Source organism: Winogradskyella sp. R77965 (genome assembly GCF_044594915.1).
In the GTDB taxonomy this organism is placed as follows: Bacteria; Bacteroidota; Bacteroidia; order Flavobacteriales; family Flavobacteriaceae; genus Winogradskyella.
The window spans coordinates 2,807,448-2,832,623 of sequence record NZ_CP138990.1; the positions used below are offsets into that span (position 1 = coordinate 2,807,448).

At 32.1% G+C, this 25,176-nt stretch carries 21 protein-coding genes; 13 read left to right on the top strand and 8 right to left on the bottom strand.

The window, feature by feature from the left end; translation table 11 throughout:
* Positions 1 to 93: 93 nt before the first annotated feature.
* The 3 genes from glmS to SJY34_RS12585 are packed head-to-tail and all read right to left on the bottom strand — an operon-like array spanning position 94 to position 4,488.
* Positions 94 to 1,941, bottom strand: a complete 1,848-nt coding sequence (gene glmS, locus SJY34_RS12575) for a glutamine--fructose-6-phosphate transaminase (isomerizing) (protein WP_400076152.1) — start codon at positions 1,939 to 1,941, stop codon at positions 94 to 96.
* A 10-nt stretch (positions 1,942 to 1,951) separates the two neighbouring features.
* Positions 1,952 to 3,631, bottom strand: a complete 1,680-nt coding sequence (locus SJY34_RS12580; protein WP_400076154.1) for a DUF4270 domain-containing protein — start codon at positions 3,629 to 3,631, stop codon at positions 1,952 to 1,954.
* Positions 3,632 to 3,675: 44 nt separating this feature from the next.
* Positions 3,676 to 4,488 carry a glycogen/starch synthase gene (locus tag SJY34_RS12585; RefSeq protein WP_400076155.1) on the bottom strand — a complete coding sequence of 271 codons (813 nt, stop codon included), beginning with the start codon at positions 4,486 to 4,488 and terminating at the stop codon, positions 3,676 to 3,678.
* Between the two features lie 110 nt (positions 4,489 to 4,598).
* Between SJY34_RS12585 and panC the strand changes: the two genes are divergently transcribed.
* The 11 genes from panC to SJY34_RS12640 all read left to right on the top strand — a co-directional run bounded on the left by panC (position 4,599) and on the right by SJY34_RS12640 (position 16,527).
* Positions 4,599 to 5,450, top strand: coding sequence for a pantoate--beta-alanine ligase (panC, locus tag SJY34_RS12590; RefSeq protein WP_400076157.1), 852 nt, complete (start codon positions 4,599 to 4,601; stop codon positions 5,448 to 5,450).
* A gap of 13 nt (positions 5,451 to 5,463) precedes the next feature.
* The gene (gene panD / locus SJY34_RS12595) at positions 5,464 to 5,814 is read left to right on the top strand and encodes an aspartate 1-decarboxylase (RefSeq protein WP_299120666.1); all 351 of its coding nucleotides are present in this window, start codon (positions 5,464 to 5,466) and stop codon (positions 5,812 to 5,814) included.
* A 4-nt stretch (positions 5,815 to 5,818) separates the two neighbouring features.
* Positions 5,819 to 6,778 carry a YbhN family protein gene (locus tag SJY34_RS12600; RefSeq protein ID WP_400076159.1) on the top strand — a complete coding sequence of 320 codons (960 nt, stop codon included), beginning with the start codon at positions 5,819 to 5,821 and terminating at the stop codon, positions 6,776 to 6,778.
* A 41-nt stretch (positions 6,779 to 6,819) separates the two neighbouring features.
* A complete protein-coding gene (locus SJY34_RS12605) occupies positions 6,820 to 7,968 on the top strand; it encodes an alpha/beta hydrolase (protein WP_400076161.1) in 1,149 nt (382 codons plus the stop codon).
* Between the two features lie 77 nt (positions 7,969 to 8,045).
* Positions 8,046 to 9,260, top strand: a complete 1,215-nt coding sequence (locus SJY34_RS12610; protein ID WP_400076163.1) for an alpha/beta hydrolase — start codon at positions 8,046 to 8,048, stop codon at positions 9,258 to 9,260.
* A gap of 202 nt (positions 9,261 to 9,462) precedes the next feature.
* Positions 9,463 to 10,821 carry a DNA repair protein RadA gene (gene radA, locus SJY34_RS12615; protein WP_400081384.1) on the top strand — a complete coding sequence of 453 codons (1,359 nt, stop codon included), beginning with the start codon at positions 9,463 to 9,465 and terminating at the stop codon, positions 10,819 to 10,821.
* A 21-nt stretch (positions 10,822 to 10,842) separates the two neighbouring features.
* The gene (locus SJY34_RS12620; RefSeq protein ID WP_400076165.1) at positions 10,843 to 11,223 is read left to right on the top strand and encodes a hypothetical protein; all 381 of its coding nucleotides are present in this window, start codon (positions 10,843 to 10,845) and stop codon (positions 11,221 to 11,223) included.
* A gap of 88 nt (positions 11,224 to 11,311) precedes the next feature.
* Entirely contained in the window at positions 11,312 to 14,716 is a 3,405-nt protein-coding gene (gene ileS / locus SJY34_RS12625) for an isoleucine--tRNA ligase (RefSeq protein ID WP_400076167.1), read from the top strand.
* Positions 14,717 to 14,722: 6 nt separating this feature from the next.
* Positions 14,723 to 15,103 (top strand): TraR/DksA family transcriptional regulator, encoded by a 381-nt coding sequence (locus SJY34_RS12630; RefSeq protein ID WP_400076169.1) that lies wholly within the window; start codon positions 14,723 to 14,725, stop codon positions 15,101 to 15,103.
* A 43-nt stretch (positions 15,104 to 15,146) separates the two neighbouring features.
* Positions 15,147 to 15,848, top strand: coding sequence for a hypothetical protein (locus tag SJY34_RS12635; protein ID WP_400076171.1), 702 nt, complete (start codon positions 15,147 to 15,149; stop codon positions 15,846 to 15,848).
* Positions 15,849 to 15,909: 61 nt separating this feature from the next.
* The gene (locus tag SJY34_RS12640) at positions 15,910 to 16,527 is read left to right on the top strand and encodes a lipoprotein signal peptidase (protein WP_400081386.1); all 618 of its coding nucleotides are present in this window, start codon (positions 15,910 to 15,912) and stop codon (positions 16,525 to 16,527) included.
* Here the strand turns inward: SJY34_RS12640 and SJY34_RS12645 are convergent.
* The 5 genes from SJY34_RS12645 to rimK form a co-directional block, all read right to left on the bottom strand.
* Positions 16,524 to 16,934, bottom strand: a complete 411-nt coding sequence (locus SJY34_RS12645; protein WP_400076172.1) for a response regulator — start codon at positions 16,932 to 16,934, stop codon at positions 16,524 to 16,526. The genes SJY34_RS12640 and SJY34_RS12645 overlap by 4 nt on opposite strands.
* A 5-nt stretch (positions 16,935 to 16,939) precedes the next feature.
* Complete coding sequence (locus SJY34_RS12650) at positions 16,940 to 18,391, bottom strand: ATP-binding protein (protein WP_400076174.1); 1,452 nt, start codon at positions 18,389 to 18,391, stop codon at positions 16,940 to 16,942.
* A gap of 116 nt (positions 18,392 to 18,507) precedes the next feature.
* Entirely contained in the window at positions 18,508 to 19,071 is a 564-nt protein-coding gene (locus SJY34_RS12655; protein WP_400076176.1) for a 5-formyltetrahydrofolate cyclo-ligase, read from the bottom strand.
* Complete coding sequence (locus SJY34_RS12660) at positions 19,068 to 20,036, bottom strand: succinylglutamate desuccinylase/aspartoacylase family protein (RefSeq protein ID WP_400076178.1); 969 nt, start codon at positions 20,034 to 20,036, stop codon at positions 19,068 to 19,070. The genes SJY34_RS12655 and SJY34_RS12660 overlap by 4 nt, the downstream gene beginning before the upstream one ends.
* 44 nt (positions 20,037 to 20,080) lie before the next feature.
* Positions 20,081 to 20,956, bottom strand: coding sequence for a 30S ribosomal protein S6--L-glutamate ligase (gene rimK, locus SJY34_RS12665; protein ID WP_400076179.1), 876 nt, complete (start codon positions 20,954 to 20,956; stop codon positions 20,081 to 20,083).
* A gap of 87 nt (positions 20,957 to 21,043) precedes the next feature.
* On the opposite strand from rimK, the gene uvrC reads away from it, so the two are divergent.
* Together uvrC and SJY34_RS12675 are read left to right on the top strand one after the other, a co-directional pair.
* Entirely contained in the window at positions 21,044 to 22,837 is a 1,794-nt protein-coding gene (uvrC, locus tag SJY34_RS12670; protein WP_400076181.1) for an excinuclease ABC subunit UvrC, read from the top strand.
* A 7-nt stretch (positions 22,838 to 22,844) separates the two neighbouring features.
* Positions 22,845 to 25,112, top strand: a complete 2,268-nt coding sequence (locus SJY34_RS12675) for a patatin-like phospholipase family protein (RefSeq protein WP_400076183.1) — start codon at positions 22,845 to 22,847, stop codon at positions 25,110 to 25,112.
* Positions 25,113 to 25,176: the final 64 nt, after the last annotated feature.

Consider the following 25,176-nt stretch of genomic DNA (forward strand, 5'->3'; position numbering starts at 1 on the left):
GCGCGCATAGTAAATTTTAAAAAAATAAAAGCCCTAAAATTGAATAATTATCAATTTTAGGGCTTTATAATATGATTTTTGTATTCCGTTTTGTTATTCTACGGTTACCGATTTAGCTAAATTCCTAGGTTGATCTACATTCTTATCTAGCATCACAGCAATATGATATGATAATAATTGTAAAGGAATAGTAGTTAGTAATGGAGTAAGACATTCTAAAGTTTCGGGTACTTCAATAACATGGTCTGCTAATTCTTTTACACTTTTATCTCCTTTTGTAACGATACCAATAATTTTACCTTTTCTAGATTTTATCTCTTGAATATTACTCACCACTTTTTCGTAATGGCCCTTTTTTGTAGCAATTACAACAATAGGCATATTTTCGTCAATTAGTGCTATAGGACCGTGCTTCATTTCTGCAGCTGGATAACCTTCTGCATGTATATAAGAAATCTCTTTTAATTTTAAAGCTCCTTCTAAAGCAACAGGGAAATTAAATCCACGACCTAAGTACAGGAAATTAGTTGCGTCTTTATAAATATCAGCTACGGTCTGAACATAACCGTCAGATTTTAGTGCTTCTTCAACTTTACTTGGAATTGTTTCAAGTTCTATAAGATGCTGTCTAAATTCTGAACTAGATATGGTTCCTTTAGCTCTTGCTAAACGCAATGCCATTAGTGTAAGTACTGTAATCTGTGTTGTAAATGCTTTTGTGGAAGCCACACCAATTTCCGGACCAGCATGTGTGTAAGCACCTGCATCAGACTCTCTTGCTATAGAAGAGCCAACAACATTACAAACTCCAAAAACAAATGCTCCTTTGGATTTTGCAAGTTTAATGGCTGCTAAAGTATCAGCCGTTTCACCAGATTGAGAGATGGCAATAACAATATCTTTTTCTGTAATTACAGGATTTCTATATCTAAATTCTGAGGCGTATTCTACTTCAACAGGTATTCTTGCTAAATCTTCAAAAATATATTCTGAAACAAGACCAGCGTGCCAAGATGTGCCACAAGCTACAACGATAATACGGTCTGCAGCTAAGAATTTTTTCATGTTGTCTTCAACTCCAGCTAATTTTACCATAGCTTCATTACTTAACAATCGACCTCTAAATGTATCAAAAATAGCATCCGGCTGCTCATGTATTTCTTTGAGCATAAAGTGGTCGTATCCACCTTTTTCAATTTGCTCTAAGTTAAGTTGAAGTTCTTGAATATAAGGATCTACTAAAGCATCATTCTTAATTTTTCGAACTTTCACTTTTTTACCTCTTCTAATAATTGCCATTTCTTCATCCTCTAGATATATAGCATTCTTTGTATATTCTATAAAAGGTGATGCATCGCTAGCAATAAAGAATTCATCTTCTCCAATACCTATGGCTAAAGGGCTGCCTAATCTTGCAACAACTATTTCATTTGGCTTGTTTTTATCGAAAACCGCAATAGCATATGCTCCAACAACTTGATTTAGTGCAATCTGTACAGCTTTTCCAAGTTTAATGTCTTCGTTTTTCTTTACATCTTCTATAAGATTGACTAATACTTCTGTGTCAGTGTCTGATTTAAACGTGTAACCACGCTTTATCAATTCTTTTTTTAAAGAGTCGTAATTTTCAATTATTCCGTTATGGATAATGACTAAATCACCAGAGTTAGAATAGTGCGGATGAGAATTTACATCGTTTGGTATACCATGAGTAGCCCAACGCGTATGGCCTATCCCGAGAGTACCATTAGTTGATGTTTCACTTTCTATTCTTTCTTTAAGATCAGAAACTTTTCCTTTAGTTTTTGAAAGTTTAATATCGTTACCATCGTATAAGGCAATACCTGCACTGTCATAGCCACGATATTCTAATCTTTGAAGTCCTTTGATTACTATAGGATAGGCCTCTCGATGGCCAATATATCCAACAATTCCACACATAGGTTAAATTTTAATTATTTGGTTCTGTATAATATATTTCTAAATATACTTTTTTGTTTTCATCTTCAGTATTATTACCGTGTAATATTGTACCCCTTGGCGATAGTATCGAACTCGTTGGTGCTGTTAAATCTGTATCCTCTATACTTAGTACTTTTCTCTGTAAAAGGGTTTCTTCTAAATTAACATTCAAAGAAACAACTAGTCCTAATTCTACATTGGTAGAATCCCTAACTATTAAATCATTAATATGTTCTGTAATATTTATTTTGTACTTAATACCATTTCCATCAGGTTCATCATCTACACGTTGTAAAGGTCCAAGATGATTAAATTTGGAAAACGAAGGTAAACTACTGTTTGTTATATCAAGATCAAAATCGACTAACGGTGCTTTATTCTCTATTTCATACAGATAAATGCGATTAGGTTCGTCGTCTTGCATGTTTGACGGAGTATGGATAGCATCTTGATCTACATAAAAAACTAAATTAGCTTCGTTAACTAAACGTTTGGATTTTACAAAATTACCATCTTCATCAGTTTCTACAAATTCGTTTTTAAATGTTTCAAATGAATTAAAAGTGTTGTCGTCTTCATCGATGTCATCTCCATTAAAAAGCTTTATTCGTGCTAATGCGCCTTCACCTCCTTTTAAATATAATCTGCTATCACCTGTTTCAGAATTACCATCTTCTATGGTAGTAGTAAAATCATTATCCATAAAATTAATTCTATTTGGAGTAAAGGTTAGCGTAAATGTATTCTGTTCGGTCGCACTGGCGTCATCAGTTGTAGAGGCGGTTAAACTTGTGTAGTAAATTATGATACTTGAAGATGCTGATGCCGTATTCAATAACATAAGACTTCCTTTATCATTTACAGTTTCAGCTTTAAAATAAAGCCCCCTAAAATATTCAGTAAAGTTGTTTTGAGAGCTCAATACCGCGTCACCCTCTTTCTCAATTATTTTGTCTCTCCAAAAGGTAGTGTCTAGCTTAATTCTTAATCCAGGTGATTCTCTCGTAACAACTGTTGTTGCTTCTTCACCTACACCTTCTATTTTAGTCAATGTAAATCCATCTTCACTTATTTCTGTGTTCCCATCTGCATCAAGTGATATATGTTTGTTCTGTTCTGGATTTAGATTAGGTATAAAATTTAATTCTTTACTTTCTAAAGCAGCTATACTTATTGATTCTGAATTTGAGGCTGATTTGTTTGAATAATAGTCTTGACTATCGTTAAAGTCGCCAGTAGGATCAAAATCTCTAATAAAATAACTACTTTCAAAAAGCCTCAATTTTATTTTATTAGTACCAATAATTGAATCTATTTCATAAGTGATATTTCCATCTTCGTCAATATCAGTAGCTCTGCTAAAATATGGTATTCTCAATACAACGGAATCAATTGAAACACCTTCACCAAAACTTGGCTCATAAGGGGATGCGTTAACTTGTGTTAAAAAACTAGAAGTTGTTCTGCCATAAGCATCATCATATGTACCTAAAGTACTAAGCCCTAGATTATTAGTTTGTACAGGTCCTAACGCTTCGGTATAGGTGATAATATCATATTGTTCTGCAAGTATGTCGAAATTTGTAGCATTTTCTTCATTTATGATATCAGACTTTAAAGTTGCAAAATCTTCATCACATGCAATAAAACTTAGTAGAATTAAGCTCATTGCCATTATTTGTAGGGCAAACTTTTTATTTTTCATAGGTAATATTAACTGTTAAGAACAGTATTAGTGTAAAATTCTGTATATGGATCAGCAAACTCTTCTATAGAATGAAAATCTAATACAGGTTTTTTTAATTCCTTTATATAACTATCCAAATCATTAGGTAATTCTTCAGATCCTCTTATAATGGCGTCAGAATTATCAATTGCAATTTTCATTAAATTAGTATAGTCTGGTTTTTCTAAAGGCTTGGTTGCTTCAGCATTTATACCATCAAAACTAACTTTATTCAGCATGTCTTTATCTAACGAACCTTCAAAGCTTTGATTGTATACTGAAGTCACAATTTTACTTTCAGTAAATAAAGGTTCGGTTTTATAAAATTCTTTTAAATACAGTGGCAGCAAAGATGCTAGCCATCCGTTGACATGAATAATGTCTGGCGCCCAGTTTAATTTTTTAACAGTTTCTATAACTCCTTTAGCAAAGAAAATAGCACGTTCGTCATTATCTGAAAATAATTTTCCATCCTCATCAGTTAATGTGGCTTTTCTTTTAAAATAATCTTCGTTATCTATAAAATAAACCTGAATACGTTCTTTTGGAATAGATGCCACTTTTATGATCAATGGCATATCTAAGTCGTTAATAACTAAATTAATACCAGAAAGCCTTATCACCTCATGTAACTGGTGTCTTCTTTCATTAATATTACCAAAGCGAGGCATAAATATTCGAATCTGGCCTCCTTGTTTGTTTACCATTCTTGGAGCTTCAAACGACATTGAAGAAATCTCAGTTTCTGGTAAATATGGTACAACTTCAGAGGACACATACAATATTCGTTTATCTTTCATAAATCTGCTGCTTTTGAAAATTAAAAGTAAAAAACATGCAAAATTACAAAATTTTGTGCAGATTGCCAGTATTATATTATGTTTGCACGCGTTAATTTTTTGTTAGAGTCTTGAAAATTTTTTACAATAAAACCGAATTATCAGATCATATTGATGCTTTAAAAGCTAATGACAATACTATTGGTTTTGTTCCTACTATGGGAGCACTACATAATGGTCATTTATCGTTGGTTAATAAAGGGCTAAGTGAAAATGATATAATAGTTGTTAGCATTTTTGTTAATCCAACTCAATTTGATAATCAAGACGATTTAGTTAAATACCCAAGAACCTTAGAAGCTGATGTAGCACTTCTGAAAACGGTAAGTGACAAAACAATTATTGTTTATGCACCAACTGTAGAAGACATTTATGGTGATAACATTAAATCACAATCTTTCACCTTTGATGGTTTAGAGCACGAAATGGAAGGTGCTTTTAGAGATGGACACTTTGATGGAGTTGGTACTATTGTAAAACGTTTGCTAGAAATTGTAAAACCAGATAATGCATACTTTGGTGAAAAGGATTTTCAGCAATTACAAATTATTAAGAAACTTGCAGAGTTAAACCATATTCCAGTAAAAATAATCGGTTGTAAGATACATAGAGCTGAAGATGGTTTAGCAATGAGTTCTAGGAATACTAGACTCACACCAGAACATAGAACTATTGCACCTTTTATATATAAAACACTAAAGACTGCCAAAACAAAGTTTGGCACAAAAAGTGCTAAATATGTTACGGAATGGGTTGAAAAGCAATTTAAAAAACAGCCGCTTTTAGAATTAGAGTATTTTATAATTGCCGATATAGCAACCTTAAAACCAGCAAAACGAAAATCAACAAAAAAGTCATATAGAGCATTTATAGCTGTATATGCAGGTGATATAAGACTTATAGACAATATCGCTTTAAATTAATTATCTTTGCCCTATGCAAATTCAAGTTGTAAAATCTAAAATTCATCGCGTAAAAGTTACAGGTGCAGACCTTAACTACATAGGTAGTATTACCATTGACGAAGACTTAATGGAAGCCGCCAACATTATACAGGGGGAAAAGGTTCAGATTGTAAATAACGACAATGGAGAACGTTTAGAGACCTACTGTATTCCTGGTCCTAGGAATAGCGGTGAAATCACATTAAATGGAGCTGCAGCACGTAAAGTCGCAGTAGGTGACACTTTAATCCTTATTACCTATGCGTTTATGGATATTGAAGAGGCTAAAGTGTTTAAGCCATCTTTGGTGTTTCCAGATGAAGCTACTAACCTTCTAAAATAGAAAGGTGAAAAACCCAAAATCCATCCTAAAAGTTATTTTGCCTTTACTCTTAGGGGTTGTTTTGGTATGGTATTCTCTATCTCAAATTTCGCTAACTACTTTAGTACAATATTTTAAAGATGCAGACTATACATGGATTGCCTTAGGCGTGATTATAGGAATTTTAAGTCATGTTTCTAGAGCATATCGTTGGCTATATATGGCAGAACCGTTAGGTTTTAAGCCAAAGTTCGCAAACAGTGTTATGGCTGTGTATTCAGCTTATCTTATAAATTTCACGATTCCAAGAGCAGGTGAAATTGCTAGAGCTTCGATTTTAACTAATTATGAAGGTATTTCTTTTGATAAAGGAATAGGAACCATTGTAGCAGAGCGAGTTGCAGATACTTTTATGCTTTTATTAATAATTATCATAGCTCTTTTTTTAGAATTTGAGTTTATCTATGACTACTTTGTAGATAAATTAAATCCCACATTAATGGTATTAGGGGGTTTATTGTTTATGATAGTTGGATTAGCGATATTCTTTTTTATAAAGAAAAGTAATTCAAAATTTACTGTAAAAGTAAAAGAGTTCCTTACAGGATTATTAGATGGAGCTTTAAGTATATTTAAAATGAAGAAAAAATGGGCTTTTATTTTCCATACTATATTTATTTGGGTAATGTATGTGTTAATGTTTTATGTAACTACATTTGCCTTACCCGAATTAAATAATATCTCAATTGCGGCTGTGTTGATTGCTTTCATATTTGCTAGTTTTAGCATTGCTGCTACTAATGGAGGTATCGGTTCTTTTCCAGAGGCAGTTGTTATTGCATTTTCACTATTTAGTTTAGCAGAAAATCCTAGTAGAGCTTTTGGTTGGATTATGTGGTCAACTCAGACTTTGGTAATAATAGTTTTAGGGGGCTTATCTCTAATTTATCTACCTATATACAACAGAAAGAAAACAACATTATAGAAATATTTTTTAACTTGCTTTAATTTTAGTCTATCAATAACATGAAGAATTTTTACACCTTATTTATATTTTGCTTTGTTACTTTCAGTATGCAAGCACAAGCAATTTATAAAACTATTGATTCTTACAAACTTGAGGGAGAGCGTGAATTAAAAATTCAACTCCCTAGAAATTATGATCCAGAAGAAAAGCGTACCTATCCTGTAATTATCGTTTTCGATGGTGACTATCTATTTGAACCTGTTGCCGGTAATATTGATTATCAGTCCTATTGGGAAGATATTCCAGATTGTATTGTAGTTGGTATTAAACAAGGTAAAACTAGAGAAGATGATTTCTTTTATGATGACGAATCATTTTTCCCAGCACATGATGGCGCTTCGTTTTATGAATTTATGGCCGCAGAATTAATACCATATATTGAAGATAATTATAATGCTTCTCCTTTTAGAATTATTGTAGGCCATGACTTAAGTGCTAATTTTGTAAACTACTATTTATTTAAAGATGTACCCCTTTTTAGAGCTTTTATAGCCTTAAGTCCAGATTTCGCACCAGAAATGAAAAATCGATTATATCAAAGACTTTCTATTGTACAAAGGGAAACATTTTATTATTTGGCCACAGCAGATTCAGATGTAAAGGCTTTACGGAAATCAATTATTGAGGGTGATTCAATTATAAAAACTGTACAAAACGAAAAATTACACTATAAGTTTGACGATTTTGAAGACGCAAATCATTATTCTTTAGTAGGAAGAGGCATTCCAAAAGCTTTGAATCAGATTTTTGGACGCTATAAACCTATCAACAACATAGAATACAATAATAATGTATTAACCTATGAAGGTTCTCCTTTCGACTATCTTATAAAAAAGTATGACGATATCGAGTATTTCTATGGTTTTGAAAAAGAACTAATAGAAAATGATATAAGAGCTATTGCCGCCGCCTGTGAAAAAAGAGATGATTTAGAATCGCTTGAGAAATTAGCTAAATTAATAAAGAAAAAATTCCCTGATTCAATGCTAAGTGCTTATTACTTAGGTATGTATTATGAAAAAGAAGGGAATCTCAAAAGAGCCTTACAACGTTATAAATCTGGTTTACTATTGGAACCTTCTCAGTTTATAGATAAGGATATTATGCTCGAAAAAATGTACGATCTCCAAGAAAAAATGAAAGAATAAGTGCATTTCATCGAAAAAAATTGACAGCTTACCGATAATTTAGTATGTTTGTTCTCCCATATTAAACCTACTTAGTTATGAGAAAAGCTATTTTAATAGTTATTACTTGCCTTATTTGTGTGCCTTCTATTGCGCAGACAGTTTATAAAGAAATTTCATCCGAACGTCTTAATTCGGTGAGAAGAATAAAAATTAAGCTCCCTAAAAATTACGATAAAAATGCAGAAATGAAATATCCTGTGGTCGTTGTTTTTGATGGAGATTACCTCTTTGAGCCAGTTGCAGGTCAAATAGATTTTCAAACCTATTTTGATGATATGCCAAGCTCTATTGTTGTAGGTATTATGCAAGGTGAAGAACGCATGTATGATAGTTTTTATGATGCTTTAACAGGTTTGCCTACGGATTCAGGATTAAGATTTCATGAGTTTGTGTCAGATGAGCTGTTAACGTATATTGACAATAAATACAATACAAGTAGATTTAAAGTAGCTGTAGGTCATGATGCTATGGGTAGTTTCGTTAATTCTTATCTTTTTAAGGATGATTCACCGTTTCATGCCTATGTATGTATCAGTCCTGATTTTGAAGGTTCCTTAAGAAATTTTATATCTAAGCGTTTGACCGTTTTTAAGGACGACGTTTTTTATTACATGGCAACATCAGAAAAGGATATTCCGGAAGTACGTGAAAAGATTTTGGCAACAAACGTGCTTTTAAGCGAAGTTGATAACCAAAATGTAACCTATTATTTTGATGATTTCGAAGATGAAACGCACTACACGCTTGTTAGTGGAGCAATTGCTAGATCGTTTGATAAGATTTTTGAAATATACAATCCATTAAGAGAAAAAGAACTTGAAGAGAAAGTCTTTAATTATGATGGAACTCTAGATAAATACTTAGTAAACAGATATAAAAGAATTGAAAGATTATTTGGTATTACCAAAGAAATTAGCGAAAAAGAGCTCGAAAAAGTAGCTAAAGTAGCTGAGGATCGTGAAGACTTCAAGTCACTAGATAAATTAGGAAAACTGGCAAATAAGCTATTCCCAGAAACAATGTTAGGTACTTATTATATGGCACATTCTGCCGAAATGAGAGGTAAAACTAAAAAAGCAAAGAAAATTTACGAGTCTGCACTAATATTAAGTGATGCCACAAACATTGACAAAGACTATATAGCTACTAAAATTGAGGAGCTTACTTTAGTATTGGTGGCTGATGTGGAAGATGAAGAACTAGAAGAACTAATAGAAGAAGAGGAGGAGGTCGAAAATGAAGAAAAGTAAAAAAAATATGATATCAACTGACTACTTTTTTGAGTCGTTATATCGCAAATTTAAAGGCTTCTTGTTTTCTAATTTACCTTCAAAATTAGCTGCACTAAAAGTTTTAGCAATTGTAAGTTGGTTTAAAGACATCAACTAAAAATATCTTAATTTAGCTGTTCCAAAAAATTAAAATTTATTCCTGATGAGTCAGGAAGTGAACATGGCTAAAATTAAAACAACTTTTTTTTGTCAAAACTGTGGTAGTCAATATGCCAAATGGCAAGGACAATGTACCTCTTGTAAGGAGTGGAACACCATAGCAGAAGAGGTCGTTCAAAAACCCGAAAAGAGCAATTGGAAATCGCCAAATTCTACGTCTAAAAGAGTTTCAAAACCTTTAAAAATCAACGAAATTGATACCTCACAAGAAGCAAGACTAAATATGCAAGATGCAGAATTTAATCGCGTTTTGGGTGGCGGAATGGTTCATGGATCTTTAACCCTTTTAGGAGGTGAGCCAGGAATAGGAAAAAGTACATTACTCCTTCAAATTGCATTAAAATTACAATATAAAACACTTTATGTGTCTGGCGAAGAAAGCCAAAAACAAATAAAAATGCGTGCAGAACGCATTAATCCTAATAGCAATAATTGCTACATTCTAACTGAAACTAAAACTCAAAATATCTTTAAGCAAATTGAGGCTTTGGAGCCAGATATCGTGGTTATTGATTCCATTCAAACTTTGCATAGCGATTATATAGAATCCTCTGCAGGAAGTATTTCTCAAATAAAAGAATGTACAACTGAACTTATTAAATTTGCTAAAGAAACGTCAACACCTGTTTTATTAATAGGCCATATTACAAAAGATGGTCATATCGCTGGGCCTAAAATACTAGAACATATGGTGGATACAGTTCTTCAGTTTGAAGGGGATCGCAACCATGTTTTTAGAATTCTTAGAGCTAATAAGAACCGATTTGGTTCTACTAACGAGCTCGGAATTTATGAAATGCAAGGTTCGGGATTACGAGAAGTATCTAATCCTTCAGAAATTCTTATTTCAGAAAAAGACGGTGAACTATCTGGTAATGCCGTAGCAGCTACTTTAGAAGGTATGCGACCTTTAATGATTGAGGTACAGGCTTTAGTGAGTACTGCAGTTTATGGTACTCCGCAACGTTCCGCCACAGGTTTTAATGCCAAGCGCTTAAATATGTTATTGGCTGTTTTAGAAAAACGAGCAGGCTTCCGCTTAGGAGCAAAAGATGTATTTTTAAATATTACAGGTGGCATTACTGTTGATGATCCTGCAATAGATTTAGCGGTCGTCGCATCTATATTATCATCAAACGAAGATGTGGCTTTACAAAGCGACTACTGCTTTGCTGCAGAAGTTGGTTTATCAGGAGAAATTAGACCAGTTCAACGCGTGGAACAACGTATCCTTGAAGCTGAGAAATTAGGGTTTTCAACCATTTTTGTATCTAAGTATAATAAAATTGCTTTGAAGAATACGGTCATAAAAATTCAATTGATTTCTAAGATTGAAGATTTAGTTGGGTTTTTGGTTTAAAATTCCTTTAAAAAATAAATAATGGAGAGAAAACCACTATCCTCGACTTTAGGGCAATTCTTCGCATTCAGTATTTATTACTTAGTGATTATGGCACTTGGAATTATTATATATTCCATTATAGTTAAGGAATGGACAGGACTAATTGCAGGATTAATTTTTGAGATTTTCAATTATCTAGTTTTTGCAAGAAAATTATTTAGAACCAAGATTATCACTTTCGATAAAGATCATTTCTATTTCAAAGATGAATCGAAAATTGAGCTGTCTAAAATTCAAAATATACAAGATGGAAAAATAACTTATCTCGATAATGGCTCTGAGAAATCAATATTTGTAAATCCTTTTTTTCCATCAACAAATCATAAATTATTCTATAAATATTTTAAGCAAAAAAAATGAAAAATTGGCTTTAGATACATAGCCTGTAAATCGTTTAACTATTTCCTTAAAATTCATTATTTTCGCACCTCGAAAAGAAATCAGAATAATGAGTACAAAGTTCCCTGAATATAAAGGACTTAACTTGCCAAAAGTTGCTGAGGAAATCGGTAATTATTGGGAGGCAAATAACATCTTCGATAAAAGTGTTACCACAAGAGAAGGAAAACCACCTTATGTCTTTTTTGAAGGACCTCCTTCTGCAAATGGATTACCTGGAGTACACCATGTTTTAGCACGTGCTATTAAAGATATTTTTCCACGTTATAAAACCATGAAGGGTTTTCAGGTAAAACGCAAAGCAGGTTGGGATACGCATGGCTTACCGATTGAGCTTGGAGTAGAAAAAGAACTTGGTATTACCAAAGAAGATATTGGTAAAAAAATTACAGTAGAAGAATATAACGAAGCTTGTAAAAAAGCCGTGATGCGTTATACAGATATTTGGAATGATCTCACACAAAAAATGGGGTATTGGGTAGATATGGATGATCCATATATTACATACAAATCCAAATATATGGAAAGTGTTTGGTGGTTATTGAAGCAGATTTATGATAAAAATTTAATATACAAAGGCTATACTATTCAGCCATATTCACCAAAAGCAGGAACTGGTTTGAGCTCGCACGAGTTAAATCAGCCAGGGACGTATCAAGATGTTACGGACACAACAGTTGTAGCGCAGTTTAAGGCAAATGAAGAGTCGTTACCAAAGTTTCTTCAAAATGAAGGCGATATTTTCTTTTTAGCTTGGACGACCACACCATGGACTTTGCCTAGTAACACAGCATTAACAGTTGGTCCAAAGATTGAATATGTTTTAATAGAAACCTATAATCAATACACATTTAAACCAATGAATGTGGTTTTGGCAAAGAATTTAGTCGGAAAACAATTTGATGGAAAATTCAAAAGAGTTGAAACTAAGCCAGAACTAATAGATTACAAGGAAGGGGATAAAAAGATTCCTTTTTATGTAGTTAAAGAATTCAAAGGAAAAGATTTGGTTGGCATTACTTACGAGCAAATATTAGATTTTGGTTGTGAGTTTGAAAATAAACAAAATGCCTTTAGAGTTATTTCAGGAGACTTTGTAACCACAGAAGATGGAACAGGTATTGTACACACAGCGCCAACTTTTGGTGCAGATGATGCTTTAGTTGCAAAACAAGCCACACCAGAAATTCCACCATTATTAGTAAAAGATGACAATGGTAATTTAGTACCCCTTGTAGATTTACAAGGTCGATTTAGACCTGAGTTAGGTGAGTTTGGTTGTAAGTACGTGAAGAACGAATATTACGAAGATGGAGAGGCTCCAGAGCGTTCGGTAGATGTTGAACTTGCTATTAAATTAAAAACGGAAAATAAAGCCTTCAAGGTTGAAAAATATAAGCACAGTTACCCAAACTGTTGGAGAACAGACAAACCAATTTTATATTACCCATTAGATTCTTGGTTCATTAAAGTTACTGATGTAAAAGGTAGAATGCATGAGTTAAACACAACTATTAACTGGAAACCAAAATCAACAGGTGAAGGCCGTTTTGGTAATTGGTTAGCTAATGCAAATGACTGGAATTTGTCTCGTTCCCGTTTTTGGGGAATCCCTTTACCAATCTGGAGGACAGAAGACGGAAAAGAGCAATTATGTATAGGTTCTATTACCGAATTGAAAGCAGAAATCATAAAATCTGTTGAAGCAGGTATTATGTCTAAAGATATTTTTGCAGAGTTTGAAGTTGGTAATATGTCTGAAGAAAACTATGAAACGGTTGACTTACATAAAAATGTAGTCGATAAAATCGTTTTGGTTTCTGAATCTGGACAACCAATGAAACGCGAAAGTGATTTAATAGATGTTTGGTTCGATTCTGGTTCTATGCCTTATGCACAATGGCATTATCCATTTGAAAACAAAAATCTCATTGATAAAAAGGAAGCTTTTCCTGCCGACTTTATCGCAGAAGGAGTTGATCAAACACGTGGTTGGTTCTATACACTTCATGCTATTGGGACAATGGTTTTTGATTCTGTTGCTTATAAAAATGTAGTCTCAAACGGATTGGTTTTAGATAAAAATGGACAAAAGATGTCTAAGCGTTTAGGAAATGCTGTAGATCCTTTTGAAACCTTATCTAAATATGGTGCAGATGCTACACGTTGGTACATGATTAGTAATGCTAACCCATGGGATAATTTAAAATTTGATAGTGATGGTATTGCTGAGGTAAGTCGTAAATTCTTCGGAACACTTTATAATACCTATTCATTCTTCACATTATATACAAATATTGATGGATTCAACTATAGTGAAGCCGATATTGCAATAGAAGAACGACCAGAAATTGATCGTTGGATTCTTTCAGAATTGAATACTTTGATTCAAAAAGTGGATGATTATTATGCAGAATACGAACCAACAAAAGCTGCTAGAGCAATTTCAGATTTCACACAAGATTATTTAAGTAACTGGTACGTGCGTTTGAGCAGAAGACGTTTCTGGAAAGGGGATTACCAAGCAGATAAAATATCGGCATACCAAACACTTTATACATGTATGGAAACGATTGCCAAGCTTGGAGCGCCAATTGCACCATTCTTTATGGATCGTTTGTATTTAGACTTAAATGTCGTAACTAAGAAGGAGACTTTTGAAAGTGTACACTTAGCTGAATTTCCTAAAGTAGATAAATCTGCTATAGATAAGGTTCTAGAACGAAAAATGGAGAACGCACAAACAATATCTTCATTGGTATTATCGTTGAGAGCTAAAGAGAAAATTAAGGTACGTCAGCCACTTCAAAAAATTATGATTCCTGTTGATAATCAGCAACAGAAAGATGAAATATCTGCAGTTTCAGATTTAATAAAACATGAAGTTAATATTAAAGAAATAGAGCTTTTAGAGGATGCTTCAGACATTTTAGTAAAACAAATAAAACCAAATTTTAAAGTTTTAGGACCAAAGTTTGGCAAGGATATGAAGCTGATTTCCAGTGCAGTAAATGCATTTGATGCTGATGATATTAAAAAAATCGAGCAAAATGGTAATATTGACGTTGAAATTAACGGAAAAAATATTACTTTAGGTCTTGATGATGTGGAGATTACATCTCAAGATATAGAAGGATGGCTTGTGGCTAACGAAGGTGCGTTAACGGTAGCTTTAGATGTTACAATCAATGAAGAATTACGTAAAGAAGGGATTGCTCGTGAGCTTGTTAATCGTATTCAAAATTTACGTAAAGATTCAGGATTTGAAGTTACTGATAGAATAGACGTACAACTTCAAAATGATGAACAAGTTAAAGCAGCAGTCGTTTCGAATGAAGAATATATTAAGTCAGAAACATTGACGGAAGATTTACAAATTATGGACAATGTAAACAATGGTATAGAAATTGCTTTTGATGAAGTCAATACCAAATTGTTTATTCAAAAACATTAAAAATAGATGGCAACAAATACAACAAATAGATATTCAGATAAAGATTTAGAAGAGTTTAGAGCATTAGTTCAGACAAAAATTGAGAAAGCTGAGCACGATTTAGAACTTATAAAAAGTGCTTACATGAATGACCATAACAATGGAACTGATGACACATCTCCTACTTTTAAAGCTTTTGAAGAAGGTAGTGAAACAATGAGTAAAGAAGCTAACTCTGCTCTAGCCATTAGACAAGAAAAATTTATAAGAGATTTAAAAAATGCGCTTATTCGTATTGAGAATAAAACATACGGTGTTTGCCGTGTAACAGGTAAGCTTATTAATAAAGAGCGTTTAAAATTAGTGCCTCATGCTACTTTAAGTATTGAAGCCAAGAATATGCAATAATATCTCCTTGAAAAAAGAGATCTCATCAAAGAATAATTTTATTTTGAATAGAAATAAAATCTTAAAACCTTGTAATCATTTTACGAGGTTTTTCTTTTATAAATCTGTTAGTTTTTTAAAATTTAGCAGATATCAACTTGTCTTTATTTTAATCTTTAGCTTTATATTTTCCCAAGCTCAAAACAAACTTGAAAAAATAGTATCTGCGGAGCAAATTGAAACCATTTCAATAAATGGAAATCAAATTTTTAATATTACAGTTTTAGCTGTTAAAACAGATGAGATAAAAGTGACCTCGATATTAGATGGAGAATATCAGAACGATTATCAGATTCTATTAAAAGAGGAGAATAAGACATTACAGCTAAGTTTAGAGCATGTCTCATTTACAGATATACCAGATGACAAACGAAATGCACATAAAGTCATTGCTGCAATGTTATACCTTGAAGTGCCAGAAGAACTCTCTTTTCATATTATTAGCGATATAGCAAATGTGGATCTAAATGGTAATTTTGAGACAATTTTTATCGAACTATCTCAAGGAAAATGTAAGGTAAAAGGAGAAGCTAAAACAGCTACTATAAATACTTTAGGTGGAGATATAGACGTTGTTACTAAAAACGCAAAAATTAAGGCTAATTCTAATAATGGCATTGTAAGTATAGACAAATTCTCTAGTTTTATATCTCTTTGGAAATTGAAGACTATTAATGGGAATATTACAGTTGCCAAACAAGAATAATCTTTTACTTTTGTTGCACTTAGTTGAATCTTAAAAAGATTCCCATTTCATGGGAAATTGTATGTCCTTAAAAAAAGCATCACTTATTATCGTTCTTATTTTATTGATTGACCAGATCAGTAAAATCTACATAAAAACACATTTTGCTTTGCATGATGACGTTACAGTATTTTCTTGGTTTAAGATTTCGTTTATAGAAAATGATGGTATGGCTTGGGGAACAAAATTGAGCGATTTTACGACATTAATTTCAGATAAATCAGCAAAACTTATTTTAACCTTATTTAGAATTGTAGCAGTAACAGGCATTGCGTTTTGGTTAATAGATGTTACAAAAAAGAAGAAATCTAAAACCTTAGTTTTTGCTATTGCTATTATTTTTGCTGGTGCTTTGGGTAATATTATAGACTCAGTTTTTTACGGTGTTTTGTTTAGTGATAGTCAAATGCAAGTCGCTACTTTTTTACCCGAAGAAGGTGGTTACGCAGGTATATTTTATGGTAATGTGGTAGATATGTTACATTTTCCTATTTGGAGTGGTGCATTACCAGAGTGGTTGCCGTTTTTTGGTGGAAAATCGTTTTCTTTCTTTGACCCAGTTTTTAATATAGCAGATATGGCTATTAGTACAGGTATTGGAATTTTAATTGTGTTTAATAAGAAGGCTTTTAATGCCTAAGCTGATTTATTAAAAACAGCTTCTAGCTCATCAATCTTTACAGGTTTTATGAGGTAATTTTTTACGGTAGATAATGATTTTGCTTTATTAATATCTCTTATGTCAATAGATGAACTTACTAAATATAGCGTAATAGGAGTATTAAACTTATTTCTAATTTTTGTAAATCGCTCAATGAACTCCCAACCATCCATAATAGGCATATTAATATCTAAAAGAATAACTTCTGGGATATTTTTTTCTTCTAAATTCTGAAGTAAGGCTTCAAAATATTCAATACCTTCTTTTCCATCTTTAAATATGAGAAGATGATCACATAATTTCTTAGTTTCAATGATTTTTTTTACCAGATTTACATAGATATTATCATCATCGATAATACAAGCTAATTCTATTTTTTTGTCCATTGCGATTAGAATTTAATAGTGAAAGTTGTACCTTTATTAAGTTCACTTTCAACAGTTATTTCGCCGTTTAAAGATTCGATTTGGTTTTTTGTAATAAATAAACCAATACCTCTAGCATCCCTATTATAGTGAAATGTTTTATACATTCCAAAAAGTTTATCTCCGAATTTTTCTAAATCTATACCAGACCCATTGTCTTTAATCTCTAAAACAACTCTGTCATTGTCTTTAAAGTCTAAGTAAGTCCTAATTTTAATAATTGGATCTCTATCCTTGTGTTTGTATTTGATAGCATTTGTAATTAGATTTAATAGAATACTATCCATGTATGCTGGTATATAATTGATATCTTCAGCATTAGTAAAATCAGAAACTATTGTGGTATTACTGGCTTTTATAATTTGATTTATTGATGTACAAACTTGTTTCAATGTAGTTGCAAAACTCACTGTTTCTTTAGCTTGCTGCGCATTGGTTTGAATAGTTACAACCTCATTTAAATGTTCTATGGTTGTATTTAAACTTTGGGATACATCTTTGATATTTTCAATAAGCTCTAGTTTTTCTTCCTTGTCAACATCGTTGATTAAATTTACAATTAATGAGAGATTGCTAGAATGTGATCTAAGATTGTGGGATACTATATGTGCAAAATTGAATAATCTTGAATTTTGAGAGGCTATAATTTCTGATGTTCTTTCTAAATTAATTTCTTTTTGCTTAATATCATCAATATCTTGAAACACACCTCTTAAACCAATAATTTCTTCATCATCATTAAATACTGGCTTTCCCATTGCTCTGGCCCAAAATTTTCTATTGTTTGCAGTAACCATTAGTATTTCAATATCAAATGGTTTTCCTGATATGCCACATTCAAAAAAAGCGTTAGAAGCCAATGTCTGATGTTCTTCAGCATATAGTTTATAACCCATTTTTAGTGATGGAATATAATCATCTGGATATTCTAAAATTTTTCTGGTAATGTTATCCCAATAGCTTTTCTTTTTTTCAAAATCTACGTACCAACTTCCAGTTGAGGTCATGGTAGCTGTTTCTTGGTAATAAAAGTTATCAACTCTAACTTTTTTGTGGGTAATTAATTTCGTCTTAAAAAAGAAGATAGTTTTTGAATCTATATTAGTATCGATTACAATCTCGTCATTGGATTTACATATATATTCTAAATATTTTCCGTTTTTGTTCTTGAGTAAAATATTTTGTTTAAAATCAACATCATGCCTAACGAGGTTATAAAAATTATCTTTAAAAGGCGCTCGATAATCTTCATGGATGATATGATCTAAGAAAAATTCTATTGTAGTAAAAACTTTCTTTTTCGAATAACCAAGCTCTTTTATAAATGCTTCAGACCAATGGCTTGTATTATTAATTAATTCCCAATAACAAATTTTATCATTAGAAATAATGTTCTTTTTCAGAGCAGGTTCTGTCATATTAGATAAAATATAAGAATTAGATTTAGGAGTCTATTCTAAGATTTTGAGTATGCAATATACAAAATTTTACATTTAATCTAATATTATTGCTTTTTATCGATTATTTACATGAATTAGAATTTGTATATTTTATCTGGATTTATACAATAGTCTAACTTAACATCGTTTGCATTAAAGTCAGAAAATTCGCTTTCAGCATTAAAAAAAGAAAGACCAATTTTTAATGCTTCAGGGTTACATTCAGATAAAAAACGATCATAAAATCCTTTTCCATAACCAATTCTTTGACCCACTTTGTCATAAGCTAAAAGAGGTACAAAAATCACATCCATTTTTGAAGACTGAATTTCTATGCCATCAACAGGTTCAGGAATATTGTATTTGTTTTTCTTCAGTTTTGTATGGTCTGTTAATAGATAATGCGTCATAGAGTAATCTTCGAAATTACTTTTAGAAATGACGATGTTTTTATCCTTACCAGCTAAAATATTGAGAATATAATCCGTGTTAATTTCTTTTTGCTCTTCAATGGTTAAAAAGGTGTGATAAAAGGAAAAATCCCAAATGCTAAGCTTTAATAATTGATTAGCAATATTTAAACTGTAATCTTCAATTTGAGATTGCGAAAGCACTTTTCGAAGAGATTTATATTTAAGTCTTAATTCTTTTTTGGTCACGATTTTAGCTTAGTAGAAATATGAAAAATGGCGTCTCCTTGATAGATAATCGGTGATTCATTAATATTAAAAATATAACCGTCATTAGGTGCTTTAACAAAATGGTTGAAACTTCCATAAGGATCTGTAATGTTGCCAATGACATCGCCTTTTTTTACTTCAGCATTAATGGCAATTGTGGATTTAAACATTCCGGAATAATTGGCTCTTATCCATCTGCTATTTGTAATATAAACACATGATTTTTTTGGATCGGAGACTTTAAATTTTCTATTCAGCATATCTAAATGGTGTAGCACTCTTTTGGCACCGTTAACACCTGTGTTAGTCACTGTATTATCTATATGAAATGATTTACCACCTTCAAATAAAAGAATAGGAACACCTAACTTATAACACGTATTTCTGAAGGACTTGTTGATGTTTTTAGAATAAAAGACAAAAGGTGCACCAAAAACCTTAGCCAAGTCATCTAGAATTTTTTCACCCTTTATAATACGTACCTGTGCAGAATTGAAGCGATCGGCTCCACCTGTATGAAAATCTAATACCAAATCTGCATGTGGTAAAATTTCTGTAACTAATTTAAACGCTACTCTACTCGCCAAAGAGCCACCTTTTATACCAGGAAACACACGATTAAGATCGCGACCATCTGGAAACTCTCTATCCATATGAATAAACCCAAAAACATTAATTACAGGAATACAAATGATAGTGCCCTTTTTAGGTTTATTAATCCCTTTTGCGATTATTTGGCGCACTATTTCTACACCATTAACTTCATCACCATGAATGCCAGCGGTTATTAAAACTGTTGGACCAGGTTTTTTAGAGCGTTCTATGATCACAGGAACATCAATAGTATTCTGCGTATGCAACTTAGCAACATTAAAGCTCACTTTTGCACTTTTTCCAAGCTCAATTTTTTCACCTAGTATATGTAATACTTCTTTTTCACTCATAATATTTCCTGCGAAAGCAGGAATCTCTTTATTTGTTAATCAATTTACTTTCTATTGCGCTCAATAAATGTAATAATTGCTCTTGCGATATTTTTCTGGGTTGCACCTTCAATACCTTCTAAACCTGGAGTAGAATTCACTTCCATAATTAAAGGTCCTCTTGAAGATTGAAGCATATCTACGCCGCAGACAGGAAGTTTTAATGCTCTTGCGGCCTTAATTGCTAATTTTAATTCATCTTCTGAGAGTCTAATTAGATTAGCGCTTCCGCCTCTATGTAAATTAGAACGAAACTCACCATCTTTTCCTTGGCGCTTCATGGCGCCTACAACCTGTCCATCTACAATTAGTGCTCTTAAATCGGCACCTTTAGCTTCTTCAATATATTCTTGCACTAATGCTCTAGCTTGCAACCCATTAAAAGCTTCAAGCACAGATTCAGCAGCATTTTTTGATTCTGCTAAAACAACACCCAAACCTTGAGTGCCTTCTAATAATTTTATAATTACAGGTGGTCCACCAACATGTGCCAATACCTCTTCAACATCTCGTGAGTAATTGGTAAAAACTGTTTTTGGCATCCCAATACCAGCTTTAGATAAGCGCTGAAAACTTCGCAATTTATCTCTACTTCTAATGATAGCATCTGAAGTTACTGTGGTAAAAACATTCATCATTTCAAATTGTCTTACCACTGCACAACCAAAAAAGGTAACAGAAGCTCCAATTCTTGGTATAATAGCATCAACATAATCTAAATAACGATCCTTGTAATAAACCGTTGGCTTTTCTTTTTCAATGATTATATCACATCTTAGTGGATCAATAACTTCCATATCATGACCTCTACCTTCACCTTCTTCAATAAGGCGTCTTGTTGAGTACAAGTTTTCGTTTCTTGAGAGAATGACAATGTTCATAGTAAGTACTTAAAGTGCCTAAAGTTAAAAAGTATTTAGAGTTAGTCAAACTTTATACACTTATAACTTTTATTTACCTTTGAATAGATGCCAGAAACTACCTTAGAGATACAAATAAAAACACTTCCTCATCAGCCTGGAGTTTATCAGTATTTTGATGTTGATGAAAAGCTAATTTATGTTGGCAAGGCTAAGAACATAAAAAAGCGAGTTAGTAGTTATTTTACTAAGCATCATGATTACGGCAAAACTCGAGTTTTAGTTAAAAATATAGTTTCCGTAAAACATATCGTGGTTGAGACTGAGAACGATGCCTTACTTCTTGAAAACAATCTCATAAAGAAATATCAACCAAAGTATAATGTATTACTAAAGGATGATAAATCTTATCCTTGGATTTGTATAAAAAAAGAACGTTTCCCGAGAGTATTTTCAACGCGTCGTGTATTTAAAGATGGTTCAGAATATTTTGGACCATATACAAGTATGAAAACTGTAAAGACACTATTGGGTTTAATAAAAGGTTTATATCAATTGCGTACTTGTAATTATGATTTGTCTGAGGCAAAAATTAAAGCTGGTAAATACAAAGTTTGTTTAGAGTATCACTTAGGAAATTGCAAAGGAGCTTGCGAAGGTTATGAAACTGAAGAAGAATATCATTCTAATATTACAGCAATCAGAGAAATTTTAAAAGGAAATTTTAAAGACTCGTTGCAACAATTCAGACTACAAATGAAGCAGTATGCAGAAAACATGCAGTTTGAGGATGCACAAAAAATAAAAGAGAAATTAGAAATTCTAGAGAATTACCAAGCCAAATCAACCATTGTAAATCCTAAGATTAGTAATGTTGATGTGTTTTCTATTGTAAGCGATGAAACCTATGCTTATGTCAACTTTTTACAATTAAGTTATGGCTCCATTATTAGATCTCATACATTGGAGATGAAAAAGAAACTACAGGAATCTGATGTAGAATTATTAGAACTTGCAATTACCGAAATCAGACAACGTTTTAATTCAAATTCAAAAGAAATCTATGTGCCTTTTAAAGTCAATTTAGGACATGAATTAAAGATAACAGTTCCGAAACTTGGAGATAAGAAAAATATCTTAGATTTATCGAGACGTAATGCCATGTATTATCGTATGGATAAACTTAAGCAAATTAAGATTGTAGATCCAGATCGCCATGCTAATCGTATCATGGCACAAATGAAAGCTGATTTGCGTTTGTCTGAGGAGCCTAGACATATAGAATGTTTCGATAATTCGAATATTCAAGGCACAAACCCTGTTGCCGCTTGTGTGGTTTTTAAAAACGGAAAGCCTAGTAAAAAAGACTATCGTAATTTTAATATAAAAACGGTTGAAGGTCCAGATGATTTTGCATCTATGGAAGAAGTCGTATACAGACGTTACAAACGTTTAGTTGAAGAAGAACAATCTTTACCACAACTTATTATCATTGATGGTGGAAAAGGACAATTATCTTCAGCATTAAAAAGTTTAGATGTTCTAGGATTAAGAGGAAAAATTGCGATCATCGGAATTGCAAAGCGTTTAGAAGAATTATTTTATCCAGACGATCCAATTCCATTATATTTAGATAAGAAAAGCGAAACACTCAAAATTATTCAGCAATTGCGAAATGAAGCGCATCGTTTTGGTATTGAGCATCATAGAAATAGAAGAAGTAAAGGAGCATTAACCACAGAGCTCGAAAATATTTCTGGAGTAGGTGAACAAACAATTATTGATTTAATGAAAAGTTTTAAGACTGTGAAGCGCATTGCAAATGCAAAACTAGATGAACTTGAAGCTGTTGTAGGTGTGTCTAGAGCAAATAAAATATATAACTATTACCATAAAGAATAAAGTGAACTTGCCCCAAAAATATGACCTTAGGTTTAAAAGTAAATCTGTAATTTATATTCTAATTCTTTTCTGTATAAGCTTTAATCTTTTACAAGCTCAAGAAATAACAGAAACAAAGGAGCAAAAAGTAGGGTTAGTTTTAAGTGGTGGTGGTGCTAAAGGCTTTGCTCACATTGGTGTTTTAAAAGTGATTGATAGTCTTGGTATTAAAATAGACTATGTAGCTGGTACTAGTATGGGCGCTATAATCGGTTCATTGTATGCTTCAGGATATTCAGGTAAACAATTAGAAGCTATGTTTAAAACTCAAGATTTTGATGAGTTGATAAATGATAACTTTCCAAGAGCTGCAAAACCATTTTACGAACGCGAAAATGCCGAGAAATATGCGGTAAGTTTACCTTTTGATAATTTTAGTATTAGTTTACCTTCTGCCTTATCTCGTGGGCAAAACGTTTATAATTTGCTGTACCAATTAATGCTACCTGTAAATGAGATAAGGGATTTTGAAAAACTTCCTATTCCATTTTTCTGTATTGCTACAGATATAGAAACAGGTGAATCCTTGATTATGGATAAAGGGAAATTGGCTGAAGCTGTAACTGCAAGTGGAGCTTTACCATCCTTGTTTCAACCTGTAGTTATTGATGGTAGAATTTTAATAGATGGAGGAGTTACCAATAATTTTCCAGTAGAAGAGTTGCGAGCCAAAGGCATGGATATTATTATTGGAGTAGATGTACAAGATGCTTTAAAAGATCGTGAAACATTGAAATCAGCTTTAGATATTTTATCACAGATTAATAATTTTCGCACTATTAATGCAATGAAAAATAAAGAGCCACTTACGGATATTTATATAAAACCAGATATTACTAATTTCTCGGTAATTTCATTTAATGAAGGAGAGGATATTATCGCAAATGGTGAAGCTGCAGCAAAGACTAACATTATAAAATTACAAAGCATAAAATTTCAACAGAAATCTAACGTTGAGAAGGAGATTGTTATGCCACTAGATAGTATAAAAATCAATGCTATAAATATTTCCGGTAATGAAAAATATACAAGATCTTACCTTTTAGGAAAGCTGAAATTTAAGGATGAAGAAAAAATTAGTTATACCGATTTCAAAAAAAGAATAAACAACCTAATTGCTACAAATAATTTCGACACATTTAGATATAACTTAGAGCCTAGCACAAATGATTCTGGTTATAATCTATTGGGTGAAATAAGAGAGTCAGAAACCACAACTTTTCTTAAACTTGGTGTGCATTATGATGGTTTGTATAAAAGTGCAGCACTTGCTAATCTCACTAAAAAGCGTTTACTGTTTAATAATGATATTGCTTCTCTAGATGTAGTTTTGGGTGATCACTCGAGATATAATTTTGATTATTTTATTGATAAGGGATTTTATATCAGTATTGGTTTAAAATCTCGTTACAACAGTTTTAATAAGAATATAAACCCTTTGATCGCTTTAGAGGAAGATTCACCTTTGCTGATAGGATTAAATAAAATAGATGTTGAACTTTCGGATTTTACGAACCAAGTATATTTACAAACTATTTTTAGAAAGGATTTTGCTTTGAGATTAGGTGCTGAATATAAGCGTCTTAAAATAACATCAGAGACTATTACTGAAGATAACCAGGATGATGAAATTATTTTTGAAAATACAGGCTATTTTGGCTTATTCGGAAATTTAATTTTTGATGATTACGATAACGTTCATTTTCCAAAAAACGGATTCTACTTTAATGGGGATTTTCATCTATACTTAGATGCCTCTAATTTTAATAAAGATTTTAAACAATTTTCTATAGCAAAAGCAGATATAGGTTATGCATTTAGTCTAAATGATAAAGTGGCTTTGAAAACTGAAGCTAATGGAGGCTTTAAAATAGGTGATACTTCTACAAATACCTTAGGATTTGGTTTAGGAGGCTATGGTAATAATTTTATTAATAATTTTCAGTCATTCTATGGTTATGATTATTTATCCCTTTTTGGTGATAGCTTTGTAAAGGCAACATTTACATTAGACTACGAAATTTTTAAAAAGCACCATATTCTATTAGCGGCAAATTATGCCAATATAGAAGATGGTATTTTTGAATCAGGAGAATGGCTTAGCTCACCAGATTATAGTGGTTATGCCATTGGTTATTCTTTAGAAACTTTTTTAGGTCCTTTAGAAGGAAAATATACATATTCTCCCGATACTGGTAATGGTTATTGGTTTTTCAATTTAGGCTTTTGGTTTTGATAGAATCATTATATTATTCTGCTAGCTCGTTTCAGAATATGATTTATATTTGAAATAATAATAC

What these genes read in the sequence shown, in the direction of transcription:
- SJY34_RS12630 (WP_400076169.1), top strand. Translation starts at nt 14,723, where the DNA reads ATGGCAACAAATACAACAAATAGATATTCAGATAAAGATTTAGAAGAG.
- glmS (WP_400076152.1), bottom strand. Translation starts at nt 1,941, where the DNA reads ATGTGTGGAATTGTTGGATATATTGGCCATCGAGAGGCCTATCCTATA.
- SJY34_RS12660 (WP_400076178.1), bottom strand. Translation starts at nt 20,036, where the DNA reads ATGAGTGAAAAAGAAGTATTACATATACTAGGTGAAAAAATTGAGCTT.
- SJY34_RS12585 (WP_400076155.1), bottom strand. Translation starts at nt 4,488, where the DNA reads ATGAAAGATAAACGAATATTGTATGTGTCCTCTGAAGTTGTACCATAT.
- uvrC (WP_400076181.1), top strand. Translation starts at nt 21,044, where the DNA reads ATGCCAGAAACTACCTTAGAGATACAAATAAAAACACTTCCTCATCAG.
- SJY34_RS12650 (WP_400076174.1), bottom strand. Translation starts at nt 18,391, where the DNA reads ATGACAGAACCTGCTCTGAAAAAGAACATTATTTCTAATGATAAAATT.
- ileS (WP_400076167.1), top strand. Translation starts at nt 11,312, where the DNA reads ATGAGTACAAAGTTCCCTGAATATAAAGGACTTAACTTGCCAAAAGTT.
- SJY34_RS12605 (WP_400076161.1), top strand. Translation starts at nt 6,820, where the DNA reads ATGAAGAATTTTTACACCTTATTTATATTTTGCTTTGTTACTTTCAGT.
- panD (WP_299120666.1), top strand. Translation starts at nt 5,464, where the DNA reads ATGCAAATTCAAGTTGTAAAATCTAAAATTCATCGCGTAAAAGTTACA.
- radA (WP_400081384.1), top strand. Translation starts at nt 9,463, where the DNA reads ATGGCTAAAATTAAAACAACTTTTTTTTGTCAAAACTGTGGTAGTCAA.
- SJY34_RS12620 (WP_400076165.1), top strand. Translation starts at nt 10,843, where the DNA reads ATGGAGAGAAAACCACTATCCTCGACTTTAGGGCAATTCTTCGCATTC.
- SJY34_RS12640 (WP_400081386.1), top strand. Translation starts at nt 15,910, where the DNA reads ATGTCCTTAAAAAAAGCATCACTTATTATCGTTCTTATTTTATTGATT.
- SJY34_RS12645 (WP_400076172.1), bottom strand. Translation starts at nt 16,934, where the DNA reads ATGGACAAAAAAATAGAATTAGCTTGTATTATCGATGATGATAATATC.
- SJY34_RS12580 (WP_400076154.1), bottom strand. Translation starts at nt 3,631, where the DNA reads ATGAGCTTAATTCTACTAAGTTTTATTGCATGTGATGAAGATTTTGCA.
- SJY34_RS12610 (WP_400076163.1), top strand. Translation starts at nt 8,046, where the DNA reads ATGAGAAAAGCTATTTTAATAGTTATTACTTGCCTTATTTGTGTGCCT.
- rimK (WP_400076179.1), bottom strand. Translation starts at nt 20,956, where the DNA reads ATGAACATTGTCATTCTCTCAAGAAACGAAAACTTGTACTCAACAAGA.